Here is a 21801-nt window from a genome sequence, read left to right as displayed (position 1 = left end):
AGCGTGTAAAGGTGCTTATCCTGTTGTAAGGGAAATGTAAAAGGATGTTGCGCGATGTCACAAGGATGGGTGGTGATTCCGGTCTCATTGGTGTATTTGGGACTGCTGTTTTTAATTGCTTGGTATGCCGATCGGCGATCACAGTGGCTGGCTCGTTGGCAACCTTGGATATATAGCCTATCGATCGCGGTATATTGCACCTCGTGGAGCTTTTTCGGTACGGTTGGTCAAGCGAGCGAAAACATGTGGTCGTTTTTGCCTATCTACTTTGCCCCTATCTTGGTCTTTACTCTGTTCTGGCGTGTATTTGCCCGAATAATACTGATCGCCAAGCGAGAGCACATTACCTCCATTGCTGATTTTATTGCTGCCCGCTATGGGAAGTCGCAAGGGATCGCCGTGTTGGTCACTATTATCGCAGTGATCGGCATCTTGCCTTATATCGCCTTGCAGTTGCGCGGAATTACACTCGGTATCGCCCAAGTAGCACCTGACTTAGTGGTGCTAGACAGTGGTCAGTCGGGCTTTTATGCCGGGGTCGTAGCCTTTGGTTTAGCGGTATTTACAGTGTTGTTCGGTACTCGGCATATCGACAGTACCGAGCACCATCGTGGCATGATGACCGCTGTGGCATTTGAGTCAGTAATTAAGCTGGTGGCCTTTTTGTTGGTAGGGTTGTTTGCCGTCGGTGTGCTGTTCGAACTGCCGCCAGAGGTGATCGCAGAGAGTGTTAGTCGTCGTGAGCATCCCGTTAAATGGGGCTCAATGCTGATCCATACTTTACTGACGGTGGCCGCTATTTTCTGCTTGCCTCGTCAATTTCATACCATTGTTGTCGAAAATGCACGTGCCCAAGATCTGCACGTGGCACGTAAAGTGTTTCCGATCTATCTATTTCTGATGAGCCTGTTTGTGATTCCGTTAGCGATAGCTGGCGGGGTGTTATTGCCACAAGTCAGTGCCGATACCTATGTGATTAACCTACCATTGGCGACAGGGCATTCAAGTGTGGCGTTGTTGGCCTTTATTGGCGGAATGTCGGCGGCCAGCGGCATGGTTATTGTGTCGACGATTGCGTTGGCAATTATGGTTTCGAATGACCTTGTTTTGCCTTTACTGCTACGGCGGATGCGAATATCAACGGGTGGATTTGATCAATTTGCTGGGCTGTTGCTAAATATTCGACGAGTATTAATTGCGTTGATATTGCTGGCGGCGTGGGGCTTTTATCAGGTGTTGGTGGCGATCCCTTCGCTCTCATCGATCGGTTTTTTATCCTTTGCTGCCGTGGCACAGTTTTTCCCGGCATTGATTGGTGGTATCTATTGGCGCGATGGTAACCGCAAAGGGGTGTTTTGCGGCCTGCTAGGTGGTTTTTTTATCTGGTTAGTCACCTTAATGGCGCAAACGCAGATGTTGGCGGGTAGTCCAGAAAACAATGTTTTGTTGTGGTTATTGTCTCCTCCTGCGGTTGTTGGGCTGCGAGACTTAAGTCATGTCGATTGGGGAATGTTGCTAAGCCTGTTGGTGAACAGTGCGTTGTATGTATTGGTCTCTTCCTATACGCGTGCATCGTTAACGGAGCGTTTCCAAGCCGGAACCTTTGTTGGGGCGCCGATATCAGACACAGATTCAAGCTCGGTATATCAGAGCCGCGTAACGGTGGCGGAATTAGAAGTGCTGGCAGGGCGCTTTGTCGGTCGGCAACGTGCCCGAGTCGCTTTTCAGGCGTATGCCGAGCAAAGCGGTGTGGAGTTATTGGCGCAGCAGCAGGCCAATGCTCAGCTTATTCGCCACACTGAACGGGTGTTAGCGGGGATATTTGGTGCATCATCCGCCAGATTGGTTTTACAATCAGCGCTGCAAGGGCGCGATATGCAGCTCGATGAGATCGCGACCATTGTGGATGAAGCGTCAGAACTGTTTGATTTCAGTCGCGGCTTGCTGCAAGGCGCCATCGAGCACATTAGCCAAGGGATAGCCGTCGTGGATCAGAAGCTACTGCTCGTGGCATGGAATCAGCGTTACCTTGAGTTATTCGATTTTCCACCGGGATTAGTTCAGGTTGGGAGGCCCATTGCTGATGTGATCCGCCACAATGCGAGAAATGGCTTGTGTGGTCCAGGCGATCCTGAAAAACATGTCGCTAAACGGGTGGCTTATTTGCGTGCTGGTTCGCCTCACACCTCTTCACGGGTGCGGGATGATGGCACGGTCATTGAAGTACAAGGGAACCCGATGCCAGGGGGCGGGTTTGTGATGAGCTTTACCGATATTACCCAGTTCCGTCAGACCGCCGATATTTTAAAAGAGGCGAATGAAACGTTAGAGGCGCGGGTACAAGTGCGTACACGAGAGCTGGAATCGCTGAATAAACGGTTAGTGTCAGCAACACGAAATGCTGAGCAAATGTCGCAATCGAAGAGCCGTTTTTTGGCCGCTGTCAGCCATGATTTAATGCAACCGCTTAATGCTGCTCGGCTGTTTTCATCCTCGTTAAGCGAGGTGGCCAATACGGAGGAGACCCGAGTATTGGCAAAATATATTGAAAGTTCACTGGGGGCGGCCGAAGACCTAATTACGGATTTATTAGATGTCTCGCGTCTTGAGTCTGGCAAATTAACTGCTCGGGTGGTGTCATTTGCACTTAGCGAAGTCTTCGAAACGCTCGGTGCTGAGTTCGGTGTGTTGGCTCAACAGCAAGGGATTAACTTTAAGGTGGTGAAGACTCAAGCAATTATACGCTCTGATCCCAAGTTGCTTCGGCGGGCACTCCAAAACTTCCTGACCAATGCATTTCGTTACAATCCGAAAGGGAAGGTATTGTTGGGCTGCCGTCGTTGTAACAATGGCATTCAAATTCAAATTTGGGATGATGGCCCAGGAATATCACACGATAAGCAAGCAGAGATTTTTGATGAGTTTACCCGAGGTGAAGCCGGGCAGAAAACCGATCATGGTTTGGGGTTAGGACTCGCGATAGCCCGTGGCATTAGCCGTGTGTTGGACCATCCATTGAATATGTGGTCAGCGGTGGAGCAAGGTACCATGTTCTCTTTAACCGTCCCACGCGCTGCCTTCGTGGCAACGAAAGCAGCGGCGGAGTTACCGGCGGCGGGGGCGCTGTCGGGGCTGAAAGTGCTATGCGTCGACAATGAACCGGCTATTTTACTTGGAATGCGAACGCTACTCTCGCGTTGGGGTTGTCAGATTCAGACGGCCGAAACCGTTGAGGATGTCAGTGATATTTTAGCGCAGGGCTGGCAGCCCGATGTCGTGCTGAGTGATTATCATCTTGCCGATCAGCAAACGGGCTTGCAGGCATTACAACTGTGCGGCCAAGCGCTGGAGAATGCTTTTGTTGGTGTATTGATCAGTGCCGATCGTACACAGGCGACCCAAGATGCTGCGAAGGCCAATGGCTACCACTTTATGAGTAAACCGGTGAAGCCGATTAAACTACGCAACCTGTTGAATCAGGTGCCGATGCAGGTAGAGTAGTTATTCATCTGTGAACAAGGTCTTATACACCACAAACTCCGTTCCCGTTTCGCCGAAGTAGAGCGCGTTATTAGCACTAATGACGACACGCAATTCGCTTTGTTCCAGTGGTGCGTTAGGTAAGGTGACAGTCCATGCTTTACCACTGTCATCGCTACGCTGCATGTCAATAGGGGTGGCCGCCGATTCTGTATCGTCGGCGAGGGCAACTTTTACCCCATCCAGTGGGAACACAGATGTGAGACTAAGGGTTAAGGTGTCAGTGCCTAGCTCTTCGGAGCGAAATTGCACTTTAAATTCGCCATTTTCCATATTGCAAAGTCCACTGGTATAACGGCAGTTGGATTTGCTGGCCAGCTTATAGCTCTCACCCTCTTGGGCGGCGTGTGGCTTTTCACTGACGGCCATATCGGTACCGAAATAGGCAATGATAGCGAGAATGGGGGCAATCAATAGGGCAAGAATGAAGTGTTTGCTTTTAAACATATGACGCTATCCTTGTGTCTAGATCTCTCTTATTAACCATACGGTATAATGGTAAGAAAAAAAGCCCCGAATGGGGCTTTTGTGGTCGAGGTTGGATTAGTGGTCTTGTGCCTCACCAGCGCCAGCTGGAACACGGACATGTTCGACTAAATCCTTAACTTCTTGTGGCGTTTCAGCAGTCACTTTAGAGACGGCCGTTGCGACGATGAAGTTAAACAAGGCACCGATTGCACCGAAGGCATTAGGTTCTATACCAAGGAACCAGTTGCTGCCCCAGCTTTCTAAGTAAGTCCAGTCAGAGATAAATAGAATCCCTTTGTGTTGGAATACGTAGAACAGGGTGATGGTGATACCGGCTATCATACCTGCAATAGCCCCTTCCTTATTGATGGTCTTACTGAAGATGCCCATCATTAAGGCTGGGAATATCGAAGACGCGGCGAGCCCAAAGGCTAGCGCGACAGTACCGGCGGCAAACCCAGGTGGATTGAGCCCGAGATACCCCGCGACAGCGATAGCCACCGCCATCGAAATCCGGCTGGCCAGTAGCTCCTTCTTCTCGGAGATATTCGGGTTGATGACCCCTTTAATTAAGTCGTGCGATATTGACGACGAAATGGCTAAGAGTAACCCTGCCGCCGTTGATAGTGCAGCGGCCAATCCGCCTGCCGCCACCAATGCAATAACCCAGTTAGGTAACTTCGCGATTTCAGGGTTAGCGAGTACCATAATATCGCGGTCAACTCTCAACTCATTGGTTTCAGCGTTGGACGTATACTGGATGACGCCATCGCCGTTCTTGTCATCAAAACCAAGTAGGCCCGTGGTTTCCCAGTTTTTAAACCAGTCCGGACGCTCGTCATAGGTGAGGTGCTGCCCTGGAGCGGGATTAACCGTGTCCATCAGGTTTAAACGCGCCATTGCTGCAACGGCTGGTGCAGTCGTGTACAGAATTGCGATGAACACCAAAGCCCATCCTGCAGAGGTGCGAGCATCACGTACTTTTGGCACGGTAAAGAAGCGAATAATAACGTGAGGTAGGCCAGCAGTACCAATCATCAATGACATGGTATAGACGAACATGTTGAGGGTATCACCCCGCACTTGGGTGGTGTATTCCGTAAAGCCGAGCTCGGTGACCACTTGATCTAGCCGATCCAATAAGTAGACATCGGTGCCGACCATGGTTCCTCCTAAACCTAGCTGAGGTAAAGGATTTCCGGTAAGTTGCAGCGAGATAAAGATGGCCGGAATGGTATAGGCTAAAATCAGCACACAGTATTGGGCAATCTGCGTGTAGGTGATGCCTTTCATGCCACCCATAACAGCATAAATAAACACGATACACATACCGATACCAAGGCCTGTCGCATAGTCCACCTCAAGGAAGCGACCAAAGGCAACGCCGACCCCTTTCATCTGTCCGATAACGTAAGTGACAGACGCGATAATCAAACAGGCGACAGCAACCACACGGGCTGTTTTAGAGTAAAAGCGTTCGCCAACAAACTCCGGTACGGTAAATTTACCAAATTTTCTGAGGTAAGGAGCAAGCAGCAAGGCTAGTAGAACATACCCGCCAGTCCAACCCATTAAGAAAACCGAGCCGCCATAGCCCATAAAGGCGATAAGTCCCGCCATCGAAATGAAGGAAGCAGCCGACATCCAGTCAGCGGCCGTGGCCATTCCGTTAGCAATCGGGTTAATGCCACCACCAGCCACGTAGAACTCTTTGGTTGTTCCGGCGCGAGCCCAAATGGCGATACCGATATACAGCACGAATGTCGCGCCAACAACAAGGTAAGTAATTGTCTTTAAATCCATTGCTTGCGCTCCTTATTCATCTACGCCGAATTCACGATCAATACGACGCATCTTCCAGGCGTAGAAAAAGATAATGCCGAGGAAGCAGTAGATTGAACCTTGTTGGGCAAACCAAAATCCCAGCTTGTATCCACCAATCTGAATTTGATTGAGTACATCGACAAATAGAATGCCGCAACCAAATGACACCACAAACCAGATCACCATGAGGGTTATCATGAGTTTGACGTTTTTATCCCAGTAGGCTTGGGCTCGTTCTTTATCTTCGAACGCCATGGCCATCTCCTTATGCGAGTGTTAATGAAATGTTACCTAGAGACGATAGCAGTGATTATGGCGTGTATCTGTGCAACTTTAGTCGAGCGAATTAAGTCAATTAATCGATATATCAGCCGCGTCAAAGCGGTTTGATGACGCTTTATTGAGAAAGGGAAGGGGTTGGGTTAGCCAAAAGTCTAATCTTTGAGATGGCAGCGTTGGTGATATCAGCGATTTTGATGGCGTGGTTTTTTGATGAGGCGGTTTGATGAAACATGACTCGTTCAACATCTTTTAAATAAGAAAGTCATTAGAATCGACATCCGGCAATTAGCAGTGATGATAGAAGATCGTGTTGATAACAACACAAATAGCAGAGTATGAGGCGGAACTTTAGGGTATTTTCCGCCAACAAAAGCGTTGTCACACTGCATATTTGCACATTCGTAATTATAAGGCTGATTTAGCCGCAACAACTGAGTAGTCGAAGATGAATTCAAACTGGAATGCCTATATTACCCGCCTAAAGAAAGACGTTGTCCCAGCGCTTGGCTGTACAGAGCCGATGTCTGTTGCATTAGCAGCAGCAAACTGCCGTCAATTACTTGGTCAGTTGCCAGAGCGTATGGATGTTTGGGTGAGTGGTAATTTATTCAAAAATGGCATGGGCGTCGGCGTCCCTGGAACGGGGATGACGGGGCTAAGTGTGGCGGCTGCGATTGGTGCTGTAGGGGGAGACCCAAGCGGCGGATTAGAAGTTTTGGCGACGATTACTGCTGAACAGGTTGATAAGTCAAAAACAATGTTGGAGCGCATTCATGTGGATGTTAAAGACGTTGCTGATGTGCTGTATGCCGAAGTTATTGCTTATGTGGGCGACCAACAAGCAAAAGTGGTGATCTGTAGCGACCATACTCGTATTGTACTCAAAGAGTTAAATGGCCAGATTATGTTGGATCAGGCTGAAGGTGAGATCGACACTCAGCTCGCACACCCGATTGATGAGTCGCCAATGACACTAACTAAAGTCATTGATTTTGCATTGAATGTACCGCTGGCTGATATTGATTTCATGACCCAAGCTGGCGTATTGAACAAGGCGTTGGCCGTTGAGGGTCTGAATGGCTATGGGCTGCGTATCGGCAAGATGATGACGGAGCAGGTGGATAAAAAACTGCTGTCAGATGATCTGATGACACTGGCAATGCGTTTATCTTCGGCGGCATCTGATGCACGTATGGATGGCGCGATGCTACCAGCCATGTCGAATTCAGGCTCAGGAAATCAAGGCATTGCGGCGACGATGCCGGTTGTTGCAGCTGCACAATTTCTAGGAAAAGATGATGAAACGTTAACGCGCGCTCTAACCATGAGTCACCTGATCGCCATTTATATCAAAACTTATCAGAACAAATTGTCTGCATTATGTGCAGCGAGCACGGCGGCAATGGGCTCGGGCGCAGCGATTACTTGGATGCTTGGTGGAAGCGTTGAGCAAATGGCGGCCTGCATCAGTAATATGATTGGTGATGTTGCTGGAATTATCTGTGACGGAGCGGGCAGCGCGTGTTCAATGAAGGTGTCGACATCGACGTCAGTAGCGGTAAAAGCGGCACTGATGGCAGTGAATAACTATGGTGTTAGCGACAATGAAGGCATTGTGACGGCGAACATTGATAAGACCATTGCCAACTTAGGGCACCTGACAAAGCATGGCATGCTGGATACGGATATCGAGATCATCAATATTATGCGCAGTAAACACGCCTAGGATATACAGGGGCTTAAGTAACATTAAGCCCCATGCCGTGTCAATTTTGTGCCTGTCGGTTACTTCTCTTCAAAGTTCATCTGTTGCAACACGATGACCGCCTGAGTGCGGTTTTTAACGTCGAGCTTTCTAAATATGGCGGTCATATGGGCTTTAATGGTGGCTTCAGACACATTGAGTTCGTATGCGATCTGTTTATTTAGCAGTCCATCATTGAGCATTCGCAGTACTTTGTTTTGCTGCGGTGTGAGTGTGGCAATTTTCTCTTCTAATTTTTCCATTTCAGATTGTGGGTCATCCGGCCACTGGGCGATGTCCGCTGGGTAGTAGGGGTCACCTTCAAGCACTTGATTTAATCCATCGATAAGCGTGCGCATATCACTGGATTTTGGGATGAAACCAAAGGCACCGTGGCGATAGACTTGTTTAATAATACTCTGTTCTTCATTGGCAGAGATAACCACGATGGGGAGTGTTGGGTAACGTTGGCGCAATTGGATTAGACCAGACATGCCGTTAGCACCGGGCATTTTCAAATCAAGCAGCAATAAATCAACGTCTTGCTCTTTTTCTAGCAAAATTAGCAATGAATCGAGCGAATCGGCTTCGAGTAAGTTCGCCCCCCCTATCGCCAAGTGCACAGATTGAAATAGTGCGTTGCGAAAGAGGGGATGGTCATCAGCAATAACAATGGTATTTGAGCTGTCCATGAGTGGCCACTTGTTAATGGTTTGTAATAATCTATATCACCCCATGCTCAATAGGTCAATTTGAATAGCCAGAACTATGTTATTGATCATAATTAGATTATTCGCCAATGCTTGATGGTTGATCTGTTTGGATCAACTGTGCTGCGTCGAGGTGTTGCATAAAGCGCTCTGCATTGAGAAAGCCGGTTATTCGCGCGTCTTTACGGTGATTACCTTGGCTGTCCCAGAAGTCGATGGTGGGTAAGCCAAGCACATCGAGTTGATTGAGCAGAGCGAAATCCTCGGTGGTGTTGCGGGTGACATCGGCCTGCAATAACACAAAGTGCTGTAATTGCTGTTCGACATCGGCATGATGGAATGTGTACTGCTCGAACTCTTTACAAGCACTGCACCAATCGGCATAAAAGTCGAGCATCACCGGCTTTCCTTGCTGTTGAGCTGAATCCAAAGCTTGTTGTAATGCTTCGGCATTCGTAATGCGCATGAAATTGATGCTTTGGGTTGATTTAGCTTGCGGCATAAACCACTGATGATATAGGGGCTGAACTGAGGCAAACATACCGAGAATGGCAACAATGGCAATTAAAGTGCCTCGCCAGCCGAGAGGAAGACGCGTTTTTAGGTGGTATACCCAACCGAAGAAAGTGAGCCCAAGAATGGCCCACAAATAGGGTATCAATGGTGTGGGTAAAATGCGCTCGAGCAGGAATATCGGCACGGCGAGCAAGACAAACCCAAACAGTACCTTTATCCGTTCCATCCAATCTCCACCGCGAGGCAGCAGTTGATTGCCAAATACCGCGACAGCAATGAGAGGCAATCCCATGCCGAGGGCGAGTGCATAGAGTGCTAATCCGCCAGTGACGACATCGCCACTTTGTGCCACATACAGTAAAGCGCCAGAAAGGGGCGCCGTGGTGCATGGGGAGCAGACAAGGCCGGAAATGGCTCCCATGGTAAACACACCCAAGTAATGTCCGCCTTGTTGTTGATTACTCCACTGATTCAGGCGGGTTTGCAGTGATGAAGGCAGCTGCAGGGTATAGGCACCAAACATGGCAAGGGCTAAGATGACAAAAAGAAGGCTTAGCGCAATCAATACATAAGGATGCTGCATAGCGGCTTGAAATTGCATGCCAGCGGAGGCAACGACCAGGCCCAGTAGCGTATAGGTCAGTGCCATACCTTGTACGTAAACGAGGGCTAGCCCTAAAGCTTGGCGTTGATTACGTTTACCACCACCAAGCACGATACCACTCAAGATTGGATACATGGGTAAGACACACGGGGTAAAAGCCAATCCAATCCCCAGCAAAAAGAACAGGGCCGGTGTCCAGGCTGAGCTCGCCAGTTTCGCCGCTAATGATAATTGATTGCTGTGTAAATTTGAATTTTGGGCTGCTGTGTCGTTATTCGCTATCGCATATTCAGTGTTAGTCTCTATCGGTGTGCTGTTGTTAAACGTTTGAAGGGGAGTAAAAGACTGCAGTGGAACTTGGCGCGTCTCTGGTGGATAGCATAAACCCGCGTCGGCACAGCCTTGATACGTGATCAGCACGCTGGCATTATCGCCGATGTGTGCAAGGTCGATGTTAAGTTCGACAAACTGTCGATAGATCGCGACTTCACCAAAATAAGGGTCAACGTAGGGAACCCCATCAGGAATCACCACATTGGTGATCGTCGCTCCATTGCCATCAACAACAAAAGCGTGCTGATAGAGGTAGTGCTCGGGGAGGATCTGCCAATTTAGGGTCAGCTGGTTATCTTGTTGTTGAAAGTTAAGAACAAAAGCCTCATCAACACTAACAAACCCCGTATTATTCATGCCGGGCAAGTTTAATGCCAGGACAGGGAAGGATAAACTAAATAAGATGGCGCATAAGAGTTGGTGTATTCGAGAGATTATCATCCGGCTGACTACAATATTATAAAGGTCTATTTTAAAGACCTGAGATTAGCATGTTTGGTTTCATTGCGTGGGAAATTTATTTTGTTCGACCAATACGCAAGAGAATGCATGAAATGTTTTAAACAGCGAATAAGAAAAAAGGCGCGATAATCGCGCCCTTTTTGTGAGGTGGATTGATTACAGGGTTAAACCCGCAAAAATAAAGCCATAAATAATACTGAAGAACATGCTGAGTAAGCCTGGCAACATGAAACTATGGTTAAAGATGTACTTACCAATCTTGGTTGTACCGGTTTGGTCAAAGTCGATAGACGCGATAATTGGGCCGTAATTCGGAATAAAGAAATAGCCATTTACAGCGACAAACGTTGCAATGATGACATGGACAGGCAAGCCGATAGAGATACCGAGAGGGATCAATACAGCAGTGGTTGCACCTTGTGAATTGACCATGACCGATAGAGCAAACAGTGCAATTGCAAATGCCCATGGTGCTACTTCAACAATGGTGGATACCGCCGATTTTACGTCTTCGATGTGCGCAGCTGTTAGCGTGTCGCCCAACCAAGCAATACCAAAGATGGCAACAATCGCCCGCATGCCCGCATGGAAAACAGACCCTTGTGTAATGGCATAGCCATCAGGCTTACAGATAAGAATGATCAGCGCTGCTGCGGTTAACATTACAATCTCAATGGTATCGGCCATCCCCATCGCGCTGCCATCGAAGTGAGGACGTAGCCCAGGGAAAGCGCCCATTATGACAACAGTCAGTGCAGCAACGAGAAAGATAAAGACAGATTTCTTCGCGGTAGGTGCAATAACAACATTGTCGACTTGCGTTTCTTGCTCCATTTCAGCGCGGAATGCAGGATCTTGTAGGCGACGTTGATATTCAGGATCGTCTTTTAATTCTTTACCGAGCTTGTTAACAATCAAGCATGCAGAGAACAAACCAAGGAAAGTGGCAGGGATAGTTACCATCAAGACATCCGCTAATGTAATGCCTTGTGGCTCTAAGAATGCCACACATGCCACAACGGCTGCTGCAATCGGACTGGCTACAATCGCAAATTGTGAAGCAATTACGGCCATACCTAATGGACGCTCTGGCCGAATACCGCTACGACGGCTAACTTCAGCAATAACAGGAAGAACAGAATAAGCGACGTGACCGGTACCGGCCATCATGGTGAAGAAGTAAGTGACGGCTGGAGCGATGAAAGTAATATGCTTGGGATTTTTACGTAAGATTGAGCTAGCTATTTTAATTAGGTAGCTTAAACCACCTGCGGCTTGCATGGATGCAGCAGCTGCAACAACCGCCATGATCATGAGCATGACACCAATTGGTGGGCTGGTTGGTTGTAGGCCAAATACAAAGGAGAGAATCGCTAGCCCCATTCCCCCCATGACACCTAAACCAATTCCGCCGATGCGGGCACCAATTAAGATACAGCCTAAAACGATGAGGAACTGTAATAAAAACATAATCTCTCCTAGATAAGAATAAATAGCAAATAGTCCGTGTAAGCACTTCGTTGGGCATCTGTGTCTTTAGTGTGAGTGGTGTGTTACCACGCGGTTGCGACATATACTTGAAGTGCCTTATCGATCCTCTCAAATCGATTGCTTGAATGGTATTTTAAATTAATGCTAAGGAAGTAATGATTGGGTTAGATCAACTTTATGGTGATTGGCATTATTTTTTGGGATATATGCAGTATTAGATCTTGTTTTGAATTTTCAATCCCACACATTGTTTCGTTGTGGTTTTGTTAATGCTCTGTTGTTGTTTGCGTAGTGGTGGTGAGGTGTTGCTGTTTTGTTGCGATCATGGTGGTGAAGGTCATGATGTGAAGCCGGAGATACAAAAAAGCGAGCACCAAGGCCCGCTTTTTGAACTGAAAGAGAATGCGCTTAGTTGTAACGCTTCGCTTTATATTCTGGGTTCATTAGGTTCTCAACAGAGAAGATGTCATCCAGTTGCTCTTCCGTTAGAAGGCCGCGCTCCAGCACGACTTCGCGTACGCTTTTGCCGGTTTCAGCACAGATCTTACCAACGATATCACCTTCGTGATGACCGATTAGTGGGTTCAAGTAAGTGACGATACCAATCGAGCCCATCACGTATTGCTTACATACGTCAGCATTAACGGTGATACCTTCGATGCACTTTTCACCAAGGTTGCGTGCAGCGTTGGCTAGAATCTCGATAGATTCGAATAGCGCCTGGCCAATAACAGGCTCCATCACGTTTAGCTGAAGCTGGCCCGCTTCTGCTGCGAATGTGATGGTGGTGTCGTTACCAAATACTTTGAAGCAAACTTGGTTAACAACCTCAGGGATAACAGGGTTTACTTTAGCAGGCATGATAGAAGAGCCAGCCTGCATTTCTGGTAGGTTGATCTCATTTAGACCAGCGCGAGGACCAGAAGATAGAAGGCGTAAGTCGTTACAGATCTTAGAGAGTTTAACGGCTAGACGCTTAAGTGCACCGTGAACCATAACATAAGCACCACAGTCAGAGGTTGCTTCGATTAAGTCTTCAGAAGGAACAACAGCAAGACCGGTTACTTCAGCAAGGCGTTGTACTGCAAGTTCTTGGTAACCAGTTGGAGTGTTAAGGCCGGTACCGATCGCCGTTGCACCTAGGTTTACTTCTAGCAGTAATGCAGCAGTGTGTTTCAGGCAACGAATCTCTTCGTTCACTAGAACAGCAAAAGCTTTGAACTCTTGGCCAACAGTCATCGGAACAGCGTCTTGAAGCTGGGTACGGCCCATTTTCAGTACGTCTTTAAACTCTTCGGCTTTAACTTCGAACGTGCCTTTTAGGTATTCAAGTTCTTCAATCGCTTTCATCACGCTGTTGTAAACAGCCACGCGGAAACCCGTTGGGTAAGCACAGTTAGTTGACTGACTTTTGTTAACGTGATCGTTAGGGTTTACGGTTTCGTAATCGCCTTTCTCTTTGCCCATTAGCTCAAGAGCAAGGTTTGCCACAACTTCATTTGTGTTCATGTTAACTGATGTGCCCGCACCACCTTGATAAACATCAGATGGGAACTGATCCATGCACTTGCCAGTTTCTAGAATGACATCACAAGCTTTGATGATGAACTCGCCAACGTCTGCTGGAATTACACCTAGCTCTTTGTTTGCCATTGCAGCAGCTTTTTTGGTAAATACCATGCCGCGTACGAACTCAGGCACGTCAGAAATCGTGGTCGATGAAATATTGAAGTTCTCTACCGCACGTAGGGTGTGGATACCATAGTATGCATCAGATGGGATCTGACGCTGACCCAATAGGTCTTCTTCTACACGAGTAGCAGTGTTTTGGGTGTTTTGTGCTTGGTTTTCAATCATCTGTGACATATGTCGCCTTCTAGGATTTGAAAAAAGTTGAAACTAGAACCAACTCAATCCGTGCATAGATTCCTTTCTTGCGTCCATTTGCCAAAGCAAATAACTGTCTTCTTAGACAACTAGGTGGATAATACGCTGTATTAATTCGCTAATGCAATATTACCACTGTTGATTTATCAAAGTTAACTAAATTTTGTATAGCTATGTGATTTACATCAATTACTGTAACTTATTTTTACGCGGAAAGAATTCGTTGATAGCAAATTTAACTGACTTTTTTTGCTTTCCAGTTCAAAGTGGGTTCAGCTACGTTTTGTTTGGGTGTCATCATTGCAAAACGGCAGAGTTATCTCCATATTGAAAGTGAGAGTTGTGGTGCTATTCACTGCACGTAGTTGTTAAGGGGTTGGTTGTGTTTTCTATTTTATTACTGCTATTCATCTTCGTCCCGATTATTGAAATCGCCCTGTTTGTTCAGGTGGGTGGTGTGCTTGGTTTATGGCCCACGCTGTCGCTTGTTTTGTTGACTGCCGTGGTTGGTGCGTCGCTTGTACGTAGCCAAGGGATCATGACACTAATGTCTGTCCAACAGCGTTTACAACAAGGGGAGATGCCAGCACAGCAAATATTGGAAGGGGTTATGTTAGCAGTGTGTGGGGTGCTTTTGTTGACCCCCGGCTTTATGACTGATGCATTGGGAATGCTGGTTCTTTTACCTGTGCCGCGTGCTTACTTAGCGCAAGAGATAATGAAACGTGTCAAAGTGCAGACGATGGGGCAAGCTGGTTTCCAGGCAGGGTTCGGGCATCAGCAAGACCCGTTCTCTTCACAGCAGCCTCCACATGATCGATCGCAGAGCTCGCGTAATGGTGATATCTATGAAGGTGAGTTTGAACACAAAGACGACAAAAATGACCGGCTAGGGAAGTAATTGTCTCAAGTAATGTTGGCGCAGTTTAAAGGCATACAGTAAAGCACCAGCGCCGGCGATAACATTCGCCAAGGCAATTGCGGTAAAGATACCGTCAATGCCTTGGCTGTGGCTGGCATAGATGCTCATCGGTAGCAGCAAAACAAACAGCCGAATAAAGTTACATAGCATGGCTTGTGAGGAACGTTGTAGTGCATTGAGTGCTGAAACGAGTAGCATCATACATCCTTGCATGCCGTAACTAGCAGGAACCATAATAAGGTATAGCCACAGGTTATCCTGCACGGCCGTATCGATGGTGAAAAAATAGGTAATAGGCCAAGTTAAGGGGACGAATAAGATATAGGCAAAAAGTTGAAAAAAGAAGCTAAAGCGCATCGCGTTAAATAACCCCTTAAATGCACGTAGATATAATCCCGCCCCCATATTTTGCGCCATAAACGGTGTAAATACCGAAGCAAGTGCCATCGCGACAATTAAAAGTAATGACTCTATCCGTTGTGCTGCCCCGTACGCCGCGACAGCCGCATTGCCATGAGTTGCAAGCACCCCCATTAGAATAGCTCCAGACAGAGGGGTCATGGCGTTCGATATACCAGCGGGTGTACCAATCACTAAAATTCGTCGCCAATCATGAAATAAGCCATGCCAGGTAGGAAAGGTCAGTAACCGCTCACGTACTGCCAGTAGATAGCCAGAGCCTATTAATGCACCGAGCCAGCTGATGGCGCTGGCAATAGCAGCCCCCTGAATACCTAGTTCGGGGAAGGGGCCTAAGCCAAAGATTAGCAACGGGTCGAGAAGGCCATTGATGACCCCGGCTAACATCATAATGACTGCTGGCGATCGGGTATCTCCACTGGCACGAATCGCACTGTTGCCTGCCATTGGAATAACCAATAAGGGAATGCTCCAATACCAGATAACCATATAGTCAGAAATTAATGGTAACAATGAGTGGTTGGCACCAAGGCTTGAAAATAAGGGGGTTAATGTGAGTAGACCAATCGTCGAGGCACTACATACTAAGGCAAGAGCTAGCAACAAACCATGGGTGGTTAAACGCGCAGCGACATGGTGATGTCCTTGTCCTAGCTGCTGCCCTATCAATGAAGACAGACCAACGCCGACGCCCATCGTAATGCAGTTGACGGCAAACGTAATGGGAAAAGTAAAGCTAACAGCGGCTAACGCTTCAGTACCCAGCATGGCGATAAAAAACGTATCGACCAAATTGAACAATAAAATGGCGATCAGCCCCAACACCATCGGCACAGTCATTTGGCGTAATACGCCATTAACTGGTGCGCTGAGCAAGCCATGCTTATCGTGTGGCAGTGAATTGGACGTCGCTTTTATAGTCATCGGGATGCATTTAAAGTTATCGGGTACGCGATAACCCTAATCGAAAGCCCTAATTGGTGTAAAGGGGATGAAAAAATAAAAAAAAAGTGCAGGAAGGCTTGGGTTCTGATTTTGTCATCCCCATAAATGAGTTAACTAAGTGACGCCTGACTTATTGTCGGCATTGTTCTAATCATGGATATAAATAATCAGGAGAGACGACCGATGAATATTCGTCCTTTACATGACCGCGTTATCGTAGCGCGCCAAGAAGTTGAATCAAAATCTGCTGGTGGCATTGTGCTAACTGGCTCTGCAGCAGAAAAGTCAACTCGAGGCACCATTTTAGCGGTGGGCAAAGGCCGCATCCTAGAAAACGGTACAGTTCAGCCATTGGACGTCAAGGTTGGCGATACAGTTATTTTCTCAGAAGGCTATGGCACCAAAACCGAAAAGATTGATGGTAAAGAGGTCCTGATCCTGTCTGAAAGCGACATCATGGCTATCGTTGAGTAATTCACTTCAATTTAAACAAGAATCTAAGTAAGGAAGAAAATCATGGCAGCTAAAGAAGTTAAGTTTGGAAATGACGCTCGCGTAAGAATGCTAGAAGGCGTTAATGTCCTTGCTGATGCCGTTAAAGTAACGTTAGGTCCTAAAGGCCGTAATGTTGTATTAGACAAATCATTTGGTGCACCAACCATCACGAAAGATGGCGTATCTGTCGCGCGTGAAATTGAGCTGGAAGACAAGTTCCAGAACATGGGCGCACAAATGGTTAAAGAAGTGGCGTCACAAGCCAATGACGCAGCAGGTGACGGAACAACGACTGCGACTGTTCTTGCACAATCTATTATTGCTGAAGGTCTGAAAGCTGTTGCTGCGGGTATGAACCCAATGGATCTTAAGCGTGGTATCGATAAAGCGGTTATCGCTGCAGTTGAAGAGCTAAAAGCCCTATCTGTCCCTTGTGCAGATACCAAAGCGATCGCACAGGTGGGGACTATCTCTGCGAACTCTGATACCACTGTTGGTAACATCATTGCTGAAGCAATGGAAAAAGTAGGCCGTGACGGCGTTATTACCGTTGAAGAAGGTCAAGCACTTCAAGATGAGCTTGACGTTGTTGAAGGTATGCAGTTCGATCGCGGTTACCTATCTCCTTACTTCATCAATAACCAAGAATCTGGCAGTGTTGAGCTAGAAAATCCGTTTATTCTGCTTGTCGACAAAAAAGTATCGAACATTCGTGAACTACTGCCGACATTAGAAGCCGTAGCAAAAGCATCTCGTCCGCTGCTTATCATTGCAGAAGATGTAGAAGGTGAAGCGCTAGCCACCTTGGTTGTGAACAACATGCGTGGCATCGTGAAAGTAGCAGCGGTTAAAGCACCAGGTTTTGGTGATCGTCGTAAAGCAATGCTTCAAGACATCGCGATTCTAACGGGTGGTACGGTTATTTCTGAAGAAGTGGGCCTAGAGCTAGAGAAAGTAACGTTAGAAGACCTAGGTCAAGCGAAGCGCATTGCTATCACTAAAGAAAACACCACGATCATCGATGGTACTGGTGATGAAGCGGCTATCCAAGGTCGCGTTGCACAAATTCGTGGTCAAATCGAAGAAGCAACGTCAGATTACGACAAAGAGAAATTGCAAGAGCGCGTGGCTAAACTCGCTGGCGGTGTTGCAGTGATCAAAGTTGGTGCAGCGACTGAAGTTGAAATGAAAGAGAAGAAAGACCGCGTTGAAGATGCACTGCATGCAACTCGTGCAGCGGTTGAAGAAGGTGTGGTTGCAGGTGGTGGTGTTGCACTGATCCGCGCAGCATCAAAAGTGGTTGACCTACAAGGTGACAACGAAGAGCAGAACGTTGGTATCCGTGTTGCGCTACGCGCAATGGAAGCGCCACTGCGTCAAATCACCAGCAATGCTGGCGACGAAGAGTCTGTGGTTGCTAACAACGTGAAGGCGGGTGAAGCTAACTACGGCTACAACGCTGCAACGGGCGAATACGGCGACATGATTGCAATGGGTATTTTGGACCCAACTAAAGTAACGCGTAGCGCACTTCAGTTCGCGGCATCTGTTGCAGGTCTTATGATCACCACTGAAGCAATGGTGTCTGAACTTCCAGCTAAAGATGCGCCTGCAATGCCTGATATGGGTGGCATGGGCGGTATGGGTGGCATGCCAGGGATGATGTAATCATCCATAGTTAGTCGCTTCATAGAAGATCAGAATAGTTTAAAACGCCCGTAAGGCATTGCCTTGCGGGCGTTTTTCTTTTTATCGAGCATCCGATGTCACACTATTTGTCGTGCTTTCCCCTACGTGATTGCATTGTAAACAAGTGGGTAACCGATAAACTTTCCTCATATTGATGAGTCAAGCGGTAATACCTTTAGAGGAAAGACACAAAATGAAAAAGCTAAATGTTAAAGCACTAGCATTGGCCGTTGCATCAACGGTATCGATGACGGCCTATGCTGCTGTTCCTGCCGATCACCCTTTAGCGGAATATTTGGCAGCGCCTGGCGCAACGCTAACCATGCCAGTAACCCAAGTGAAAGAGGGGTTTGATGCTGACTTTATTCAGGAAGCTTACAATAGCTTTGAAAGTTTTCACGCTCAGATGGGCGGCGACCATACGCTTTACTACCTAACCAATTGGTCAACGGTAATGCGTACCGATATGGTGAACCCACACCCTCAGCAAAAGATGCTAAATCGTAACCTTCAAGCATCGATTGGCGAGTTGGTTGTCGACACGGACAGCAAAGGGCCAATGGCGTTGAACGACTATGTTATCGATCCTCTTTTCCGCACCCAGGGTGTGATGATGATCCACAAGGGGGAGGTTGTCTATGAGTCTTACCCTGGGATGAGCCCTTCTGACATGCATATTTGGATGTCGTCTAGCAAAACCCTAACAGGGCTAGTATTTGCGATGCTCGTCGAAGAGGGTAAAGTAGATGTAAATGCCTCTGTTACTCAATACGTACCAGCGCTAAAAGGGACTGCGTGGGATGAGCCAACCGTTCTGAATCTGCTAAACCATACCGCTGGTTTGGACCATGAGGAGACAAACTCTTCCATCCTTGATCCAGAAGGTGTCTTTGTACGCTTTGTAGGAAGCACGGTGACTCCGACCGATACATCAATTGAGCGCCCGCATTGGCTTGACGCGCTACGCGATGTGCAACCATTAGAAGATGAGCAGCCAGGTGCGCGTTTCCGTTACTCGTCATTGAATACGCACGTATTGGGGATGATTATTCAAGAAGTGACCGGTAAGCGTGTCTCTGATGTCTTTGAAGAGCGTATTTGGGGCCAACTTGGCGCGCGTATGCCATTAGCGGTTCACCTTTCACAAGATGGTGCACCGCTAAACTTGGGCATTGTGTCTTCAACGCTGGAAGACTTTGCCATGTACGCGACCATGTATACGCCAAGTTGGGATAAGGTCGCGCACGAGCAAGTGGTAACGCCATCGCTATTACAACAGATCCGTTCATCCGGTGACGCCGAGGCATTTGTTGGTGGTGCAAAAGAGGGGCAAGCACTCGCTATTTCAGGTACGAAACCGGTTAAAGGCGGCTATCAATTTGACTGGTTCTACGAAGATGGTGCGATGTACAAGCATGGTAATACCGGTCAAGGTATCTATATTGATCCTGAGCGTGATTTCGCTGCTGTTTACTTCTCTGCTGTTCCGTATGTTCCACCTTACGGTGAAATTAAGGTTCCTGCTTATTTCCGTGCGGCGGCAGAAATGCTAAGTGATAAATAGCCGACGACAGTAATATCAATCAACAAGTTGCTATGAGAAGGGTGCCAAGTGAGAAGCTTGGCACCCTTTTGTTGTAAGCTATAGATAATTTATCTTTAGAGTATTAGTGGTATTTTAAATGATCTCCATTGAACAGATACAGGCTTTTACACTGGTCTATCAACATGGTTCTTATAGTGCCGCGGGTCGAGCAGCAAACAAAGAGCGTAGCACTATCCGCGAGCATGTGATGATGCTAGAAGATACGATTGGCGTGCCACTGTTTTCGATCTCTGGAAGGAAAGCGGCACCAACAGCAGCGGCGCATAAGCTGTATCAGCGAGCTGCAAATGCGACGAAACAAGTAGAAGACTTCTCTTTAGCCGCATTTTCGTTACTGAGTCGGCCTCTTGATGATCTCACGATTTACTATGATGTCATGATCCCTGCATGTTGGCTTGCTCAGCTCGCGACTAAGATTAAGCTCCACTTCCCAAGCTTAAAGGTTCATCTGCTGGTAGCGAATCGACATGAAGCTTATCAAGCTATCGAGTCTGGGGAATGCCACCTCGCTATCATGGCAACAGAAAATAGCCCCAGAACCAAGGCACGCCTGCAATCTAAGTACATGGGGAGTATGACGGTTGCCAGCTATTGTCACCCGGATTCTGCGCTGGCTATGCGCCACTCAGTTACTATGGATGAGCTGAGAATGTTACCGCAGCTGCAGCTGCAAACAACGTTGCCAGGGGAGCTTGCTAGTTTTGAGCTGGGTAATGACATTGAACGCGTAGGGACGATTGATCTTGCTGTGGAGTGTTTAAAAGAGAGAGGGTGGATGGCATTGACGAATACGACAGCAGCACCAAGGGTAGCATCAGGACAGCTGAAAAAAATGTGCCTTAGCGATACGGATCGAGATTATAGTCAGGGGGTTTGCGTGTTTTATGCGCTGTCTGATGAATTGACCGATGAGATTGCAAGTACGCTAGAGATACTCACCCAACATGCTGAGATTATCCTCACTTAGAGAACCTGGTAAATAGAAGCTAATTCGTATGTACTCTGCCCACCGATAGAGACCGTGCACCCACCAAAGAAGCCCTAAGGTATCTTAGCTATAAGTATTATGTCATTTGATCGGCGTTTTATCTCAATACATGCGGTGAGCGTATGTTTGGTGTTGTATGGAAGATAACTTAGTAAAGGGTGGGTACTTTGCTTAACATCGTGTGCGAGATCTCTTACAAAGGTGTGGGAGTTGACCGTCTTATAAGTAAGAAAAAGGACGTTATGTCGACATATGTTACTGTTTTTATTGGTAATGATATTTAATGGTTAATAATGGAAAAGTGTCTAGGTAGAGTTCGAGCAGAGAGACATACTTTTAATCCCTCTCTAATAGCGTAATATTCTCTTTGTCGACAGGATGACGACAGAACGGAACAGGAACCGCAACGGAATTGGTAATCTCAGGATGAGAATCAGTGGCTCAGGATGAGTTAACTGGCAAGGACGTAAAAAGGACCACAACAGGATGTTGTAGACAGAGTCAGGATTGACGCTGTGTCAGGATGACGAAGGAACACCTCTAGGACAGAGGAAGGAACGCTTCAGGACGAAGTCAGGGACACCGCCAGGAAGGTCGAGAGAGTCGATAAGGATGTATCGACAAGTCAGGATGACTAGGACAGCTTCAGGATGAAGTATACGGAAGCGCTGAATGGATGCAGCATACTAATCATGGAATGATGCAGGGAGCACCATAGTAGCTGGATTGCTGCAAGTAAAACTTAGGGCGCGACGCAAGTCGCGCCCGCTCTTTTATGTGCGCTCTAAAAACACGTTACCGTTTCATCCTCATAACTCAACCCCTTATTGTACCGCCTGCTCTTATTTGCATGAGCCGTGCTGGTAGCGATTTTC

General features: G+C 47.4%; 15 protein-coding genes. 7 read left to right on the top strand and 8 right to left on the bottom strand.

Annotated features, from left to right (window positions below):
* The first annotated feature begins 54 nt into the window (after window positions 1-54).
* On the top strand, window positions 55-3501 hold the full coding sequence (locus tag ACKLNH_RS18790) for a PAS domain-containing hybrid sensor histidine kinase/response regulator (RefSeq protein WP_413113798.1): 3447 nt from the start codon (window positions 55-57) through the stop codon (window positions 3499-3501).
* On the opposite strand, the gene ACKLNH_RS18785 is transcribed toward ACKLNH_RS18790, so the two are convergent.
* From ACKLNH_RS18785 to ACKLNH_RS18775, 3 genes are all read right to left on the bottom strand, one after another.
* The gene (locus tag ACKLNH_RS18785; RefSeq protein WP_413113797.1) at window positions 3502-3987 is read right to left on the bottom strand and encodes a hypothetical protein; all 486 of its coding nucleotides are present in this window, start codon (window positions 3985-3987) and stop codon (window positions 3502-3504) included. It abuts the gene before it with no gap.
* Window positions 3988-4083: 96 nt separating this feature from the next.
* The gene (locus ACKLNH_RS18780) at window positions 4084-5811 is read right to left on the bottom strand and encodes a sodium:solute symporter family protein (RefSeq protein WP_413113796.1); all 1728 of its coding nucleotides are present in this window, start codon (window positions 5809-5811) and stop codon (window positions 4084-4086) included.
* Window positions 5812-5823: 12 nt separating this feature from the next.
* A complete protein-coding gene (locus ACKLNH_RS18775; RefSeq protein WP_413113795.1) occupies window positions 5824-6087 on the bottom strand; it encodes a DUF4212 domain-containing protein in 264 nt (87 codons plus the stop codon).
* Window positions 6088-6559: 472 nt separating this feature from the next.
* On the opposite strand from ACKLNH_RS18775, the gene ACKLNH_RS18770 reads away from it, so the two are divergent.
* A complete protein-coding gene (locus tag ACKLNH_RS18770) occupies window positions 6560-7840 on the top strand; it encodes an L-cysteine desulfidase family protein (RefSeq protein WP_413113794.1) in 1281 nt (426 codons plus the stop codon).
* Window positions 7841-7899: 59 nt separating this feature from the next.
* Here the strand turns inward: ACKLNH_RS18770 and ACKLNH_RS18765 are convergent, their stop codons facing one another.
* The 4 genes from ACKLNH_RS18765 to aspA form a co-directional block, all read right to left on the bottom strand.
* Complete coding sequence (locus ACKLNH_RS18765) at window positions 7900-8550, bottom strand: response regulator (protein WP_413113793.1); 651 nt, start codon at window positions 8548-8550, stop codon at window positions 7900-7902.
* A 97-nt stretch (window positions 8551-8647) separates the two neighbouring features.
* Window positions 8648-10462 (bottom strand): protein-disulfide reductase DsbD, encoded by a 1815-nt coding sequence (locus tag ACKLNH_RS18760; RefSeq protein WP_413113792.1) that lies wholly within the window; start codon window positions 10460-10462, stop codon window positions 8648-8650.
* Between the two features lie 177 nt (window positions 10463-10639).
* On the bottom strand, window positions 10640-11953 hold the full coding sequence (locus ACKLNH_RS18755) for an anaerobic C4-dicarboxylate transporter family protein (RefSeq protein WP_413113791.1): 1314 nt from the start codon (window positions 11951-11953) through the stop codon (window positions 10640-10642).
* A 429-nt stretch (window positions 11954-12382) separates the two neighbouring features.
* Window positions 12383-13831, bottom strand: coding sequence for an aspartate ammonia-lyase (gene aspA / locus ACKLNH_RS18750; RefSeq protein WP_413113834.1), 1449 nt, complete (start codon window positions 13829-13831; stop codon window positions 12383-12385).
* 412 nt (window positions 13832-14243) lie between these two features.
* Here aspA and ACKLNH_RS18745 point away from each other — a divergent pair, with 412 nt between their 5' ends.
* A complete protein-coding gene (locus ACKLNH_RS18745) occupies window positions 14244-14762 on the top strand; it encodes an FxsA family protein (protein ID WP_413113790.1) in 519 nt (172 codons plus the stop codon).
* Here ACKLNH_RS18745 and ACKLNH_RS18740 read toward each other — a convergent pair.
* Complete coding sequence (locus tag ACKLNH_RS18740) at window positions 14751-16127, bottom strand: MATE family efflux transporter (RefSeq protein ID WP_413113789.1); 1377 nt, start codon at window positions 16125-16127, stop codon at window positions 14751-14753. The two genes, ACKLNH_RS18745 and ACKLNH_RS18740, sit on opposite strands and share 12 nt — an antisense overlap.
* A 204-nt stretch (window positions 16128-16331) precedes the next feature.
* On the opposite strand from ACKLNH_RS18740, the gene ACKLNH_RS18735 reads away from it, so the two are divergent.
* The 4 genes from ACKLNH_RS18735 (at window position 16332) to ACKLNH_RS18720 (ending at window position 20905) form a co-directional block, all read left to right on the top strand.
* Window positions 16332-16622 carry a co-chaperone GroES gene (locus tag ACKLNH_RS18735; RefSeq protein ID WP_413113788.1) on the top strand — a complete coding sequence of 97 codons (291 nt, stop codon included), beginning with the start codon at window positions 16332-16334 and terminating at the stop codon, window positions 16620-16622.
* A gap of 42 nt (window positions 16623-16664) precedes the next feature.
* Entirely contained in the window at window positions 16665-18311 is a 1647-nt protein-coding gene (gene groL / locus ACKLNH_RS18730; protein ID WP_413113787.1) for a chaperonin GroEL, read from the top strand.
* A gap of 214 nt (window positions 18312-18525) precedes the next feature.
* Entirely contained in the window at window positions 18526-19896 is a 1371-nt protein-coding gene (locus tag ACKLNH_RS18725) for a serine hydrolase domain-containing protein (RefSeq protein WP_413113786.1), read from the top strand.
* 118 nt (window positions 19897-20014) lie between these two features.
* The gene (locus tag ACKLNH_RS18720) at window positions 20015-20905 is read left to right on the top strand and encodes a LysR family transcriptional regulator (RefSeq protein ID WP_413113785.1); all 891 of its coding nucleotides are present in this window, start codon (window positions 20015-20017) and stop codon (window positions 20903-20905) included.
* Window positions 20906-21801: the final 896 nt, after the last annotated feature.

The sequence above is a fragment of the Thaumasiovibrio clandestinus genome (genome assembly GCF_047250365.1).
Classification (GTDB): domain Bacteria; phylum Pseudomonadota; class Gammaproteobacteria; order Enterobacterales; family Vibrionaceae; genus Thaumasiovibrio.
The sequence above is the reverse complement of the archived record's forward strand: the minus strand, read 5'-3'. Positions and strand labels throughout refer to the sequence as shown.

Excerpts from the sequence above, each read along its gene's own strand:
- ACKLNH_RS18790 (WP_413113798.1), top strand. The coding sequence starts at position 55 with ATGTCACAAGGATGGGTGGTGATTCCGGTCTCATTGGTGTATTTGGGA.
- ACKLNH_RS18785 (WP_413113797.1), bottom strand. The coding sequence starts at position 3,987 with ATGTTTAAAAGCAAACACTTCATTCTTGCCCTATTGATTGCCCCCATT.
- ACKLNH_RS18780 (WP_413113796.1), bottom strand. The coding sequence starts at position 5,811 with ATGGATTTAAAGACAATTACTTACCTTGTTGTTGGCGCGACATTCGTG.
- ACKLNH_RS18775 (WP_413113795.1), bottom strand. The coding sequence starts at position 6,087 with ATGGCGTTCGAAGATAAAGAACGAGCCCAAGCCTACTGGGATAAAAAC.
- ACKLNH_RS18770 (WP_413113794.1), top strand. The coding sequence starts at position 6,560 with ATGAATTCAAACTGGAATGCCTATATTACCCGCCTAAAGAAAGACGTT.
- ACKLNH_RS18765 (WP_413113793.1), bottom strand. The coding sequence starts at position 8,550 with ATGGACAGCTCAAATACCATTGTTATTGCTGATGACCATCCCCTCTTT.
- ACKLNH_RS18760 (WP_413113792.1), bottom strand. The coding sequence starts at position 10,462 with ATGATAATCTCTCGAATACACCAACTCTTATGCGCCATCTTATTTAGT.
- ACKLNH_RS18755 (WP_413113791.1), bottom strand. The coding sequence starts at position 11,953 with ATGTTTTTATTACAGTTCCTCATCGTTTTAGGCTGTATCTTAATTGGT.
- aspA (WP_413113834.1), bottom strand. The coding sequence starts at position 13,831 with ATGATTGAAAACCAAGCACAAAACACCCAAAACACTGCTACTCGTGTA.
- ACKLNH_RS18740 (WP_413113789.1), bottom strand. The coding sequence starts at position 16,127 with ATGACTATAAAAGCGACGTCCAATTCACTGCCACACGATAAGCATGGC.
- ACKLNH_RS18735 (WP_413113788.1), top strand. The coding sequence starts at position 16,332 with ATGAATATTCGTCCTTTACATGACCGCGTTATCGTAGCGCGCCAAGAA.
- groL (WP_413113787.1), top strand. The coding sequence starts at position 16,665 with ATGGCAGCTAAAGAAGTTAAGTTTGGAAATGACGCTCGCGTAAGAATG.
- ACKLNH_RS18725 (WP_413113786.1), top strand. The coding sequence starts at position 18,526 with ATGAAAAAGCTAAATGTTAAAGCACTAGCATTGGCCGTTGCATCAACG.
- ACKLNH_RS18720 (WP_413113785.1), top strand. The coding sequence starts at position 20,015 with ATGATCTCCATTGAACAGATACAGGCTTTTACACTGGTCTATCAACAT.